The sequence below is a fragment of the Nereida sp. genome (assembly GCF_965655635.1).
Lineage (GTDB): Bacteria > Pseudomonadota > Alphaproteobacteria > Rhodobacterales > Rhodobacteraceae > Nereida.
Genome location: NZ_CBFHHE010000024.1, coordinates 1 through 13,334, shown reverse-complemented (window position 1 = coordinate 13,334; position 13,334 = coordinate 1). Strand labels below are relative to the sequence as shown.

The following is a 13,334-nucleotide window of genomic DNA, read 5'->3' as shown; positions in this document are numbered from 1 at the left end:
CGTTCTTGAGGCGTGGGAGGTCGGAATCTCCCTTGCTTGAACGCGCCAGAACAGTCACAACACACCAGCATGGTTCCCCGATCAGACGCAAAGCGTCGGGGATCAAATGGGAATGCGGGACGGGCCAACCCAATTCGGGGTCCAAAACCGCAGCCGCCCCCGCGACTGTAAGCGGTGAGCGTCCGTCATTAAGCCACTGGGAAACTGGGAAGGCGACGGTACGTGATGACCCGCAAGCCAGGAGACCAGCCGTGCAGAAATGCAAACCCCTGTCGGGTGTGACAGGCAAAGGAGAATAGTTATGCATATCGAACCAGGCGTCGTCAGTGGCGCAAAAATGGCCCTCAGTTACGCAACTTTCGTGAGTGCTGCCGGATACGGCGCGAAAATGGCTTGGGAAGCGCTTGTTCAAAAAGGTGCTCTGTCGCTTGTGGCACGCAGCTTGATCGCGACGATCGCTGTTTTCATCTTTTTCGAAGTTCTGCCCCACTTTGCCGTTGGCGTATCAGAAGTTCACTTCATCCTCGGCACGACGATCCTGCTGATCTTGGGCACAGGCCCTGCGGCTATCGGGCTAGCACTTGGCCTGTTGATCCAAGGCTTGTTCTTTGCACCAACTGACTTGGGCATGATCACAGTCAACGCAACAACACTTCTGGTGCCACTCTTTGCGATCCACCATATGGCGAAAAAGATCATTGCGCCAAACACAGCTTATGTTGACCTGTCATACGGCCAAGCGCTGAAGCTTTCTGGCGCATACCAAGGTGGCGTTTTTGCTTGGGTAGCTTTTTGGGCTATCTACGGCCAAGGCTTTGGCGCAGAGAACATTGCAGCGGTTGCGTCATTTGGCGCGGCGTACATGCTAGTGCTGCTCATCGAGCCAGTTGCTGACCTTGCAGTACTTGCGGCAGCCAAGCGCATGAAGGGTCTCGATGGCACAGGCTTTGTAACACCGCGTCTCTACAACGCTGCTTAAGCACTCTCATTTGCGAACAGCAATTGAACGGTTTTGGCGCCGGTGGCCCCCACGGGTTGCCGGCGCATCTTTTTGACGTGGAGGCCATTATGGCTGCTAAAATTCCTGCTACTGTCGTCACTGGTTTTCTGGGCGCAGGCAAAACAACACTGATCCGCCACTTGCTGCAGAACGCACAAGGCAAGCGCATCGCGTTGATCATCAACGAGTTTGGCGATCTTGGTGTGGATGGTGATATTCTTAAGGGCTGCGGCGACGAGACCTGTGCCGAAGATGATATCATGGAGCTGTCAAACGGCTGCATCTGTTGCACCGTAGCGGATGATTTTATCCCAACGATGGAAAAACTGCTCGAGCGTGAAAACGCACCTGATCATATCGTGATTGAGACCTCTGGCCTTGCGCTACCACAACCGCTTGTCCGCGCCTTCAATTGGCCCGGCATTTCAACCAAAGTGACCGTCGACGGTGTCGTCACGGTGGTGGACGGAAAAGCCGTAACGGAAGGGCGCTTTGCACATTCAGTTGCGGCGGTGGATGCCCAACGCAAACTTGACGATAACCTTGATCACGAGACACCCTTGTCCGAGCTGTTCGAGGACCAAATCGCCTGTGCAGACATGATTGTAGTGAACAAATCTGACCTTCTAAGCGCAGATGAGGCAACTGCCCTTACGAACAAACTAAAATCCGAAGCCCGAAGCGGTGTGCAGGTTGTCAAAGCCTCCATGGGCGCGTTGCCTGTTGATGTTTTGCTTGGCCAAGGTGTTGGCTCAGAGGGTGATATGGAAGCGCGCGCCGAGGTGCATCATCACCACCACGATGACCATCACGCAGAAGACGGCGAACATCATCATGATGACCATGATCACGCCCACGGCGATGATCACGGGCATCACCACCATCATCACGATCACGACCATGACGCCTTTGAATCCTTTGTCGTGACCTTGGGCGAAATTGGTGACGCGAAGGCGTTTGCCGCGCAAGTCGCAGATGTCATCCAAGCCCATGACATTTTGCGCCTCAAAGGTTTTGCTGCGGTCGAAGGCAAACCAATGCGCCTCACATTGCAAGCGGTCGGGCCACGGGTTGATACGTATTTCGACCAGCCTTTTGGCGCGGCCCCGCGTCAAACACGGCTTGTAGTGATTGGCCAAGCGGGCCTTGACCGCAGTGCAATCGACGCTGCCCTGCGCGCATGATCATCGTAGAACCAGGCGATCCAAAAGATCCACAGGCGACGGCACTGCTTACGCAAAGCCATCGTCTGATGGAAAGCTTGTTTCCACCCGAAGACAACGCGTTCCTTAACATTGATGAGCTATGCAAGCCGGACATCCACTTTTTTGTGGCTCGGCGCGGGCAAGTCATTCGGGGTACCGGTGCAGTAGCTGCGCGCGAAAACTACGGTGAGTTGAAGTCTATGTTCGTGGATACAGAGGCCCGTGGGCAGGGGATCGCAGATGCTATTTTGCGCGCACTGGAAGATCACGCGCGCTCGCTCAACCTGTCCGAACTCAAGTTGGAAACTGGCAACGTGCTACACGCAGCGCACCGCCTTTATGCACGCCACGGTTTTGAAAAATGCGGCCCTTTTGGGGAGTACTCCGAAAACGCGACGAGTATTTTCATGACCAAAACGCTGGCTGACATCACCACCATTTCTCATAAACCAGAGTAAACTCCATGCACCTACTTGCCGCGACACCCGGTTCAATTGATGACGGGAAAGAACCCGTAGAACTTGGCCAAACGCCAGCGGATGTTGTGTTCATTTCAGCAGCAGACACAGAGTTGGCGGCCTTATCTGCCGCCCGTGCCGAGATGCAGTCTCCACCTACACTACGACTGGCCAGCATGATGCATTTGATGCACCCGATGTCTGTTGATTTGCACATCCAAAACTGCACATCAGGTTCAAAACTGGTAATTGCGCGTGTGCTTGGGGGAACAGGATACTGGCGCTACGGCGTTGAGCAATACGCCGCCAATTGCCATGACAACAATATCCCTTTGGCGCTGTTGCCCGGTGATGACAAGCCTGATCCAGAGCTGCGCAATCTTTCGACTGTCAATGATGGAGACTACGACGCACTTTGGGCATATTTGACAGAGGGCGGGCCCGCCAACGCCACTGGTTTTCTGGAATACACCAATGCCATGCTTGGGCGTGAAACCCACCCCGCCGCAGCCGCGCCATTGCTGCGTGCCGGACTTTATTGGCCGGGCGAGCAATCCCCCACGCTGGCGAGCCTGCAAGAAAACTGGACTGAAAACGCGCCAGTCGTTCCAATCATTTTCTACCGCGCACTTGTCCAAGGCGCAGGGCTGAACCCCATAAACCGTTTGGTAAAATCTCTTTTGCGGGCGGGGCTAAACCCAATGCCGGTGTTTGTGGCGTCCCTCAAGGACCCCGTTAGCCAAGCCACCCTTGAGCATCTTTTTAGCGAAGCGCCGCCAGCCACCATTTTGAACTGTACGTCTTTTGCAGTGGGCAGCCCGCATGAGCAAAACACGCCGCAAAACCCTTTGACCAGCGCTGCTGCCAATCAAGCACCCGTATTTCAGGTCGTGCTATCAGCAAGTTCACAAGACGCATGGGCAGATGGTTTGACGGGACTGTCCGCACGCGACATCGCGATGAACGTGGCCCTGCCAGAAGTAGACGGCCGCATCTTGAGCCGCGCTGTATCGTTCAAGGGCGAGGCCTATTTCGACGAAGCAACCCAATGTCCCATCGCAACTTATCAAGCCGTAGGTGACCGAATTGATTTCGTCACACAGCTTGCAGCCAACTGGGCAAAGCTGCGGCACACCGCCAAGGCAGACAGAAAAGTGGCGGTCGTTCTAGCGAACTACCCCAACAAAGACGGCCGCCTTGCAAATGGTGTGGGCCTTGATACGCCGGCGGCCACTGTTGATGCGCTTGGCGCACTTGAACGTGACGGTTACGACACTGCGCCCCCTGCCTCGTCCAAGGCACTGATGGATATGATCATGGCGGGCCCCACCAACTGGCTGACGGACCGTACACAGACAGCCGGCGGCGTGCATCTTCCGCTCAGCATCTACGAACAACACTTCAATGCGCTGCCCTATGACATCAAACAACAGATGAACGAAGAATGGGGCGCACCAAGAGACGATCCCTTCTTTTGTTCAAAAATATCCGCGCCGCAGGCACAAGAAGACGGCTTCAAACTTTCCATCTTTGAGTTTGGAAATGCCGTGGTCGGCGTCCAACCTGCACGTGGCTACAACATTGATCCTGAGGAAACATATCACTCACCTGATCTGATCCCGCCGCATAACTATTTCGCGTTTTATATCTGGCTTCGCCACCACTGGAATACCGATGCGATTGTGCACATGGGCAAACACGGTAACCTCGAGTGGCTTCCAGGGAAGGCAGTAGCCCTCTCCCAAACTTGTTGGCCCGAGGTCGTCTTCGGCCCCACGCCGCACCTTTATCCTTTTATCGTCAACGACCCAGGCGAAGGTACCCAAGCGAAACGCCGCGCGCAGGCTGTTATCCTCGATCACCTCACCCCACCGCTAACGCGCGCTGAAACCTACGGGCCGCTCAAAGATCTTGAGGCACTCGTGGATGAATATTACGAAGCCGCTGGTGTTGATCCACGCCGGATCACCCACCTGCGCCGCGAGATTTTGTCCCTGACTGCAGCAACAGGAATTGACCGCGATGTTGGTATGAACGGGGCCGATGAAGATACTGACCTTGCAAAACTGGACGCCTATCTTTGCGAGCTGAAAGAAGCGCAAATTCGCGACGGCCTACATATTTTTGGCACCTCCCCAACAGATACCCAAGAGCGTGATCTAACGATTGCGCTGACCCGTGTAGCGCGTGGGAGCGGTGAGGCTGTGGATGCGTCGTTAATTGGCGCACTTGCCCGTGACTTTGAGCTCGGATTTGATCCTTTGAATTGCGAAATGTCCGCTCCGTGGACTGGCCCTAAACCGAACGCACTTGGCGGCGGCACATGGCGCACGGCAGGCGATACAGTTGAGCGGCTTGAAGAATTCGCAATCAAATTACTGGATGAAACTGCGCACGCCCCGGGCCCAGAAAGCGCGGTGGTTATGGAGCATATTGCTCAAGTGGTGCGCCCAACCGTTGCAGCCTGCGGACCCGCAGAAACAAACGCGCTGCTCACCGGATTGAACGGTTTTGCCGTCCCGGCGGGCCCATCAGGTGCCCCCACCCGTGGTCGCTTGGACACACTGCCAACGGGCCGCAATTTTTATTCCGTCGACAGCCGCGCGATCCCAACACAAACTGCATGGACACTTGGCTGGAAGTCAGCAAACCTGCTGATAGAAAAGCATCTTCAGGACAACGGCGACTGGCCCCGTGCCTTGTTGCTGACCGCTTGGGGCACAGCAAATATGCGCACTGGCGGGGACGATATTGCACAAGCGCTGGCACTGATGGGGGTTAAGCCAAAGTGGGATATGGCATCACGGCGCGTCACAGGTTTTGAGGTTATCCCCCACAGCGTTCTGGGCCGGCCCCGCGTTGATGTGACATTGCGTGTCTCGGGCTTTTTCCGTGATGCGTTTCCGCAACAAATCGCGCTGATGGACAGCGCTGCACGCGCAATTCAAGAACTGGACGAACCGGACAACCACGCCGCACTAAACAAAGGACCGCGTGTTTATGGCAGCAAACCCGGTGCTTACGGTGCTGGCCTGCAAGCCATGATTGATGAACGTCTGTGGAACGACAAAGCCGATTTGGGCGATGCCTATCTTGAGTGGGGTAGCTACGCTTACGGCGCAAACCTTGAGGGCGCGCGTGACCGCGACGGCCTAAGCGCCCGGTTGTCACAAGTAGATGCGATTGTGCAAAACCAGGACAATCGCGAGCATGATATTCTGGACAGCGACGACTACTATCAATTTGAAGGTGGGGCTGCGGCGGCTGTGGCATCGCTACAGGGCAAAGACCCACTGGTTTACCATAACGATCACTCGCGCCCTGAACGCCCGTTAATCAGAACCCTTGATGATGAGATTGGCCGTGTTGTCAGATCACGTGTAGTGAACCCCAAATGGATCGATGGGGTTAAGCGGCATGGCTACAAAGGCGCTTTCGAAATTGCTGCAACGGTGGATTATCTGTTTGCGTTTGCCGCTACAACAGGCGCTGTTAAGCAGCACCACTTTGATCTGGTTGAAGAGGCGTTTCTGGCACATGATGATACCCGTGACTTCATTGCGGAACACAATGATCCAGCGTTGCGCGACATCGCCGATCGCCTTCAAGAGGCGATTGACCGTGGATTGTGGGTCCCCCGCTCAAACTCGGCCCGAGCGCGCATTGATGCCTACAAACGCTAGTGCCGCTTGATCGCATAGGTTCCGTCATCCACGCATTCTAGGCCCGCAACAGCCTTTGCCTGATCGCCGCTAAGTGTGCCCTTGCGAACAGTGCATCCAGTAGTTTGCTGGATAGCGATCAGCATTTTGTCAGCAACCGTACCCGCATCCGGTGCCCACTCCATATTGGTGCGAATGACCTCGGCGCGGTCGTTTCTCTGACGAACCGTAAAATCGCTTCCGCCAACAGAAATGCGCATTGGCTCCAGTCCGATGAACGCAGGCCCGCCCATGTCACATCCCGCCAATACCAAAACGGCACACCAAAACAGACGCATCGCAAATCTCCTTAACTCGCTACGCCTTCACTAATCGGCAATATCCCTTAACAAGGCCCTAACGCCCATTGCCCTCCTGCGTATTTCCCTCTTAGATCGACACAACAAATCAAGTGGATAGGAGCCGGACATGGATGATGATCGCCACGCAATAAAAATGGCCAAAAAGAAAGTTGCTCGTGATAAAATCATGGCGACTAAAACCGATGAAAAGGGCCTCGTTATTGTTCACACTGGCAAAGGTAAGGGCAAATCTTCCTCGGCCTTTGGTATGATCTTCCGGTGTATCGCGCATGATATGCAGTGCGCTGTTGTGCAGTTCATTAAAGGTGGCATGTCCACAGGTGAGCGCGATCTGATCCTATCCAAATTCTCTGATACTTGCGCGTTTCATACCATGGGCGAGGGCTTCACTTGGGAGACCCAAGACCGGTCACGCGACACAGAAATGGCGCAGGCGGCGTGGGCCAAAGCAAAAGAGCTGATCTTGGATGATGCCAACAAAATGGTGCTGCTCGACGAGATCAACATCGCGTTGCGCTATGATTACCTTGACGTAAACGAGGTCGTAGCCTTCCTGCGCGATCACAAACCCCATATGACCCACGTCGTTCTGACAGGGCGCAATGCCAAAGACGAGCTGATCGAACACGCTGATCTAGTCACTGAGATGGAGTTGATCAAGCATCCGTTCCGTTCAGGTATCAAAGCGCAAATCGGCGTTGAGTTTTAGGCAAAGCTGGGGGCACTCATGAAGCATCGTTTGTTGACTGAATTTGGCATGGGCAGCTCCTTACGCCGGCTAGATTACACGGCCGCGTCTGAAAAGGCCCTGAAGGACGCACTTTGGCACAACTCGATCAACCTTGCGGAGCTCTTTGGCAAAGACAAAGAGGATATGATCATCGATGTCGAGATTGCCTGCCAAGCGCCAGATGCCGTGGACACAGAGCGTCTAAAATCCGTGTTCCCGTACGGCCAAATCAACATAACGACACACCACGGCGGCCTTGATATTCCCCGCCCAGAGGCCGCAGGCGGCAACCCCACCATCATGGCCCACGCGGTCATTCATGTGTCTCTCGAACTGGAGCGCGCCGCATGAGTGTTGATCAACGTTTCATCATCGAAATGGGCATGGGCAATGACCTTTATGGGATGGACTACACAAAAGCAGCAGGGCGCGCGATTGAAGATGCCCTACGCCATTCATCTATTCCGATGTTCGAGGCACTGAGTATTTCCCACGACATGATGCGCGTGCAAGTCACCGTTGGTGTGGCAGAGCCCGACAAGCTTGATCTTGACGCGCTAACCGCGAAACTTCCGCGCGGCAAAGCAACGGTTAAGGGCGTGAAAGGCGGGCACAACAGCGCAAATCCCGCAACAGGCCAAACCATCGTTATTGCCACTGCAGCCGTTGAAGCGTTTTTACCCTTTCAAGGCTAAAGCACGGGTCGCGCTAAGCGATTGACCCGTTGAAAGCACATCCTCATCAAGCTGCACTTCGATGATTGAAACTTTGCCATTTGCTTCAGCGCGCTTGAACGCTTTTGCGAATTGAGCATCATTTTGCACCGTCTCGCCATGACCCCCATAGGCGCGAGCAAGGGCAGCAAAATCAGGGGTCGCCATATCAGTGCCGCTAACACGCGCAGGATATGTCTTTTCTTGGTGCATCCGAATGGTGCCGTAGCGCCGGTTATTCATAACAATCACGATTACGGATGCACCGTGCTGCATCGCCGTCGACATTTCGTTAAGTGTCATTTGAAAACAGCCGTCGCCCGCCAAGCAAACAACCGTTTTCGAAGGGTGCTCGAGTTTGGCTGCGATCGCGGCAGGAAAGCCGTACCCCATGCTGCCGCTAGTTGGGGCAAGCTGCGTACCATATCTCTTGTAGCTGAAATAACGGTGCAACCACGCGGCGTAGTTCCCCGCGCCGTTCGTGACAATCGCGTCCTTGGGCAGATTGTCCGACAGCCAGCTGATAATGTTTTCCTGCTTGGCATCTCCGGGGCTTTCTGTGGGCTGTAGCCATGCATCATATGCTGCACGGCACTCGGCCATCCAATCAGGCTGCCGCTGAAGCGGCGCGCACTTATGCAGCGCCGCGATCATCTCATCAGCACGGGAAACAACACCAAACTCTGTCGGCCACACACGGCCAATTTCTTCAGCGCCCGCATGGATATGAACCAACGCTTTTTGGTCTGCCATCAGGGAATAGCCCTGCGTTTCGATGTCGCCCAACCGACTACCAAGCGCGATGATCAAATCAGCTTTTTTTAAGCACGCTGCCAACTTGGGGTTCAGGCCAACGTTCAAATCACCGGCATACGCAAAGCTTTGATTGTCGATATAATCTTGCCGGCGAAAACCCGCGGCCACGGGAATGTTGTTAGCCTCGGCGAAGTTACGCAAACTCTGTGCCGCGTCAGCGGACCAATGAGGGCCACCCACAACAATAAGAGGACGCTGAGCGCGTTCGGTGCGCTCCATGATTGTTTTCGCGGATTCTGCTAGATCAGACGCTTGATGCACGACAGCACTCTCACGCAGGGGGAGGTCATGGCAGGCCGCGCTCAGCATATCTTCGGGCAACGCCAAAACAGCGGGACCAGGCCGCCCTGACGATGCCGTTTGAAAAGCACGTTGGATAAACTCGGGCAACCGTTCAGTCTGATCGACCTCTTCAACCCACTTCGCCAAATCGCCAAACATCTGGCGGTAGTCGACTTCTTGAAACGCCTCACGCCCACGATCGGACCGCGCAATTTGACCGACAAACATCACAACGGGGCTGCTGTCTTGGCGCGCGATATGAATGCCCGCAGAGGCATTACAAGCACCAGGGCCGCGGGTCACAAAGCACACCCCAACTTGCCCCGTCAGCTTTGCATGCGCCTCAGCCATCATGGCCGCAGCACCTTCGTGGCGGCAGGTAACAACTTCAATATCGTGATCAAGCAAGCCATCTAGAGCCGCCAAAAAGCTTTCGCCCGGAACTTGGAAAACCCGCTTAACACCCATCTTTGCAAGCTGCGCTGCCAAGATTTTTCCACCATGCTGCATAATCACTGCCCTTGCGCTGTCACCGATTTGCCTTACCTGACACGCGTATCAATAAAAGGACAAGCCAATGCATGTACTCGGCATTTCTGGAAGCCTGCGTAAAGAGGCCACCAACCGTAAACTCATTCGTGAAGCCGCACGCATTGGCAGCGCTAGCGCCTATGTCGAGGCTGATCTGAACCTGCCACTTTATGATGGTGATCTAGAGGCCGCTGAGGGCATTCCTGCCTCGGTTCAGGCGCTCGCGGACCAGATAAACGCAGCGGATGCGGTGGTTATTTCAACACCTGAATATAACAAAGGCATCTCGGGGGTTTTGAAGAACGCATTGGACTGGGTAAGCCGTACTGAGGGCAGCGTATGGCAAGATAAGCCAGTTGCAATTTTATCAGCAGCAGCAGGCCGCGCAGGCGGAGAGCGGGCCCAGTCAAACCTACGCCTCGCGATGAACCCGTTCATGGCCCACGTGATCAGCGGACCCGAAGTGATGCTTGCCAACAGTTCCGACGCGTTCGACGAAAACGGGCGCCTAACCAATGAGCGTACAGTAGCAGGTATTGAAAAGTTGATGGCAAAGCTACGCCCAAACTAGATGGCGTTTGAAACCTCAATCAAATTGCCATCGGGATCGCGTACATAAACCGATAGCAATTTGGCTTGCGCGCCTGTACGCTCAACGGGGCCATCAACGACTTCGACGTGGTGCTCTTCAAACCATTTCACCCACGTAGACACTGCCTGATCGCTTAAGAAACACAGATCGGCTGACCCTGACTTGGGGTTGTCTGCATGGGGCGCAAACTCTGCGCCTGCTTGATGCAGATTTATCTTTTGCACCCCAAACATCAGCGCCCAACGGGATGTGCCATCCGCCGCGTCAAACCGTACGAGCTGCATGCCCAACACGTCCTCATAAAAGCGAACAGTTGCGGCAACATCCGCAACCGTCAGAACAAGATGATCAAGTGCTTCAACACGCATTACAATGAGGCCTCCACCCGAAACGCATCGGGAATTTCATCAACACCATCCAAAACAAGCGCGGCCATAGCTTCACCAACGCGGGGCGCCATGCCAAAGCCAATTTTGAACCCACCGTTGGCAACATATACATCACCGTAAGCCCCCAGCATAGGCGCGCGCGATTTGGCACGGGGCCGCGAGCCAGCCCAGCGCTTAATCACCGATGCGTCAGCCAAGACAGGAAACAAAGACTTTGCGCGCGCAATAACATCGTCCAATTGAGCATCCACATCGGTGTGCTCATAAAGTCGCTCGGACGTGGACCCGATCGCCACGGTACCGTTCCAATGGGGCACGATATGAAGCCCATCTGCAAAAAGTTGGGGCCGATCACAGGCATCAAAATCAAGCACCGCGGCCTGCCCTTTCACGCCATTACCCACAGGCTTGGCCAATTGCTCGGACATTTGCTGCAGACCACTAACCCCTGTTGCCAACACAACTTTACCTTCATCCGGGCCTTCGGAGGCAATCTGCCCACCTAAGGCGACAACCGCTTTGGCCAATGCTTGGGTCGCCGCACGCGGATGGATGCGTGCCGTCAGAGTATCTTGGATCAGCAGCCCAGTAGGCGATTGTGGCACCCAATCACCCGCCGCTTCGATCACTTTCCATGTATATCCATCGCCCCAAAGGTCTTGCGCTGAAGCAGCTCTGTCGTGAGCCAAATGCACTGCGCGCTCATCCAAAAGGGGTTGCAAGCGGCCTGTGCGGGCGTAGCCGGTTTCCGCATCAGCCGTTTTCTGAACAAGCTGCCAAAAACTTTCCGCCTCATGCAGGCTGTCAAACTGAAACTGTTTTTTGGAGTTCCATTTGTCCGGCGCATGGGGCGCAAGTGCACCAACAACACCGCCACTTGCACCCGCCGCGACGCCGTTAGGGTCAATTACACGTACCTTCGCGCCGCGCTTGGCACAACAAAACGCCACACTAAGCCCGAACACACCCGCGCCCCGAACTGTTACATCAAACGTTGCCAAATCTTTGCTCCTGCGCCACTTCTATCACATCTAGCTTAAGGTAACCCCATGGACCAGTCGCACGGCGATCTTGAATGGCAAGACGGCACGCCAATAGCGCGCCGCTTTGATGATCCGTATTATTCGCTGCAAGATGGGCTTGCAGAAACCCGCTTTGTTTTTCACGACGGCAATCAACTTACAGAACGCTTCGCTGACGGTTTCCACATTGCCGAACTTGGTTTTGGCACCGGTCTGTCGTTTCTAGCGACATGGGACGCATGGCGCAAATCAGCGCGCAAGGGCACGCTGCATTTCACTTCCTTTGAGGCGTTCCCTTTATCAATCGAAGATACCCGCGCAGCACTTGCACCATTTACAGAGCTTGCCCCACTTACAGAAAATCTGCTGGAGTTTTTGGCTGGCAAAGCGCTTCCTTCTGACATTCAGTTAACCATCGTTGAAGGCGACGCCCGTGAAACAGTTCCCAACTGGCAAGGACAAGCGGATGCGTGGTTTCTGGACGGTTTTTCCCCCGCCAAAAACCCTGAGCTTTGGAGCGCTGATCTAATGACCGCGGTCGGCAATCACACAAAGCACGGCGGTACATTCGCCACATACACCGCCGCAGGTCATGTGCGCCAAAAGCTGTCAGACGCTGGCTTCACTGTTGAGCGCATAAGCGGCTTTGGCCGAAAACGTCACATGAGCGTGGGGAAACGATGATCGATACCACCCGCACAGGCATCGCCATTATGGTGCTGGCACTCGCAATTTTTGCGATCCAAGACGGCATCTCACGGCACCTGGCAGGCACATATAACGTGTGGATGGTGGTAATGATCCGCTACTGGGTCTTTGCGGCGTTTGTTTTGATGTTGGCCCTGCGCCGCGGCGGGATCAAAAAGGCAGCGCAAACAAATCAGCGCTGGTTACAGATCAGCCGTGGCCTGTTGCTGGCGCTTGAGGTGTGCGTTGGGATTTTGGCATTTACGCTCATTGGTCTAATTGAGACGATTGTCATCTTTTCAGCGTTCCCGCTTATCGTTGCTGCCCTGTCTGGGCCGATGCTTGGCGAAGCTGTCGGGTGGCGCAGGTGGGTGGCCATTTTCATCGGCTTCGTTGGTATTCTTGTCATCCTTCAACCGGGCTTTGGTGTGTTTGCTCCTGCGGCGCTGCTGGCTCTTTTGTCTTCCGTTATGTTTGCCGTTTACTCCCTCCTGACGCGCCTTGTCGCCAAACAAGACAGCGCGGAGACCAGTATATTTTACACAGGTGTTTTTGGGGCATTGATCACCACAGCGATTGGCATCTGGTTCATTGAACCAATGTCCCCAAGCGACATGCTTTGGATGGGCACACTAAGCCTGACCAGCCTTGTTGGGCATGCACTCTTGATCAAGGCCTACACCTTGGCCGAGGCCAGCGCGTTGGCCCCGTTTAACTTTCTGCACATGGTTTTCGTCACGGGCATCGGTATCACTATTTTCGGCGAGGTCCTTGAGACGAATGTTGTGATCGGTAGCATCATTATTGTGGGCGCAGGGCTGTTCACAATCTTCCGTTCAAAGCGCGTAAACCAAGAGCCCCTCTAGACATCATCACACATACTTG

At 54.8% G+C, this 13,334-nt stretch carries 14 protein-coding genes and 1 riboswitch; of the genes, 10 read left to right on the top strand and 4 right to left on the bottom strand.

The features are described from left to right. Window positions 1-53 precede the first annotated feature (53 nt). A riboswitch (cobalamin riboswitch) is annotated at window positions 54-268 on the top strand. A 33-nt stretch (window positions 269-301) separates the two neighbouring features. The 4 genes from ACTF5M_RS08310 (at window position 302) to cobN (ending at window position 6,346) form a co-directional block, all read left to right on the top strand. Continuing rightward, window positions 302-979, top strand: coding sequence for an energy-coupling factor ABC transporter permease (locus ACTF5M_RS08310; protein ID WP_438960569.1), 678 nt, complete (start codon window positions 302-304; stop codon window positions 977-979). A gap of 89 nt (window positions 980-1,068) precedes the next feature. Next, on the top strand, window positions 1,069-2,184 hold the full coding sequence (gene cobW, locus ACTF5M_RS08305) for a cobalamin biosynthesis protein CobW (protein ID WP_438960568.1): 1,116 nt from the start codon (window positions 1,069-1,071) through the stop codon (window positions 2,182-2,184). Beyond that, complete coding sequence (locus tag ACTF5M_RS08300) at window positions 2,181-2,663, top strand: GNAT family N-acetyltransferase (RefSeq protein WP_438960567.1); 483 nt, start codon at window positions 2,181-2,183, stop codon at window positions 2,661-2,663. Before cobW ends, ACTF5M_RS08300 begins: the two co-directional genes overlap by 4 nt. Window positions 2,664-2,668: 5 nt before the next feature. Further along, the gene (cobN, locus tag ACTF5M_RS08295; RefSeq protein ID WP_438960566.1) at window positions 2,669-6,346 is read left to right on the top strand and encodes a cobaltochelatase subunit CobN; all 3,678 of its coding nucleotides are present in this window, start codon (window positions 2,669-2,671) and stop codon (window positions 6,344-6,346) included. Here the strand turns inward: cobN and ACTF5M_RS08290 are convergent. Continuing rightward, window positions 6,343-6,663 (bottom strand): hypothetical protein, encoded by a 321-nt coding sequence (locus ACTF5M_RS08290; RefSeq protein ID WP_438960565.1) that lies wholly within the window; start codon window positions 6,661-6,663, stop codon window positions 6,343-6,345. The genes cobN and ACTF5M_RS08290 overlap by 4 nt on opposite strands. A 130-nt stretch (window positions 6,664-6,793) precedes the next feature. On the opposite strand from ACTF5M_RS08290, the gene cobO reads away from it, so the two are divergent. The 3 genes from cobO to ACTF5M_RS08275 are packed head-to-tail and all read left to right on the top strand — an operon-like array spanning window position 6,794 to window position 8,112. Continuing rightward, window positions 6,794-7,396, top strand: coding sequence for a cob(I)yrinic acid a,c-diamide adenosyltransferase (gene cobO, locus ACTF5M_RS08285; protein ID WP_438960564.1), 603 nt, complete (start codon window positions 6,794-6,796; stop codon window positions 7,394-7,396). 18 nt (window positions 7,397-7,414) lie between these two features. Next, the gene (locus ACTF5M_RS08280; protein ID WP_438960563.1) at window positions 7,415-7,768 is read left to right on the top strand and encodes a Lin0512 family protein; all 354 of its coding nucleotides are present in this window, start codon (window positions 7,415-7,417) and stop codon (window positions 7,766-7,768) included. Beyond that, window positions 7,765-8,112: a Lin0512 family protein gene (locus tag ACTF5M_RS08275; RefSeq protein WP_438960562.1), complete on the top strand. Its 348-nt coding sequence runs from the start codon at window positions 7,765-7,767 to the stop codon at window positions 8,110-8,112. The genes ACTF5M_RS08280 and ACTF5M_RS08275 overlap by 4 nt, the downstream gene beginning before the upstream one ends. Here ACTF5M_RS08275 and ACTF5M_RS08270 read toward each other — a convergent pair. Continuing rightward, window positions 8,095-9,738: a thiamine pyrophosphate-dependent enzyme gene (locus tag ACTF5M_RS08270; protein WP_438960561.1), complete on the bottom strand. Its 1,644-nt coding sequence runs from the start codon at window positions 9,736-9,738 to the stop codon at window positions 8,095-8,097. The two genes, ACTF5M_RS08275 and ACTF5M_RS08270, sit on opposite strands and share 18 nt — an antisense overlap. Before the next feature lie 67 nt (window positions 9,739-9,805). Here ACTF5M_RS08270 and ACTF5M_RS08265 point away from each other — a divergent pair, with 67 nt between their 5' ends. Next, a complete protein-coding gene (locus ACTF5M_RS08265) occupies window positions 9,806-10,330 on the top strand; it encodes an NADPH-dependent FMN reductase (protein ID WP_438960560.1) in 525 nt (174 codons plus the stop codon). Here ACTF5M_RS08265 and ACTF5M_RS08260 read toward each other — a convergent pair. Next, window positions 10,327-10,719: a VOC family protein gene (locus ACTF5M_RS08260; RefSeq protein ID WP_438960559.1), complete on the bottom strand. Its 393-nt coding sequence runs from the start codon at window positions 10,717-10,719 to the stop codon at window positions 10,327-10,329. The two genes, ACTF5M_RS08265 and ACTF5M_RS08260, sit on opposite strands and share 4 nt — an antisense overlap. Further along, window positions 10,719-11,741, bottom strand: coding sequence for an NAD(P)/FAD-dependent oxidoreductase (locus ACTF5M_RS08255; protein WP_438960558.1), 1,023 nt, complete (start codon window positions 11,739-11,741; stop codon window positions 10,719-10,721). Before ACTF5M_RS08255 ends, ACTF5M_RS08260 begins: the two co-directional genes overlap by 1 nt. Before the next feature lie 48 nt (window positions 11,742-11,789). Here ACTF5M_RS08255 and mnmD point away from each other — a divergent pair, with 48 nt between their 5' ends. Both mnmD and ACTF5M_RS08245 read left to right on the top strand, forming a co-directional pair. Beyond that, on the top strand, window positions 11,790-12,446 hold the full coding sequence (mnmD, locus tag ACTF5M_RS08250; RefSeq protein WP_438960557.1) for a tRNA (5-methylaminomethyl-2-thiouridine)(34)-methyltransferase MnmD: 657 nt from the start codon (window positions 11,790-11,792) through the stop codon (window positions 12,444-12,446). Further along, a complete protein-coding gene (locus tag ACTF5M_RS08245) occupies window positions 12,443-13,315 on the top strand; it encodes a DMT family transporter (protein WP_438960556.1) in 873 nt (290 codons plus the stop codon). Before mnmD ends, ACTF5M_RS08245 begins: the two co-directional genes overlap by 4 nt. Window positions 13,316-13,334: the final 19 nt, after the last annotated feature.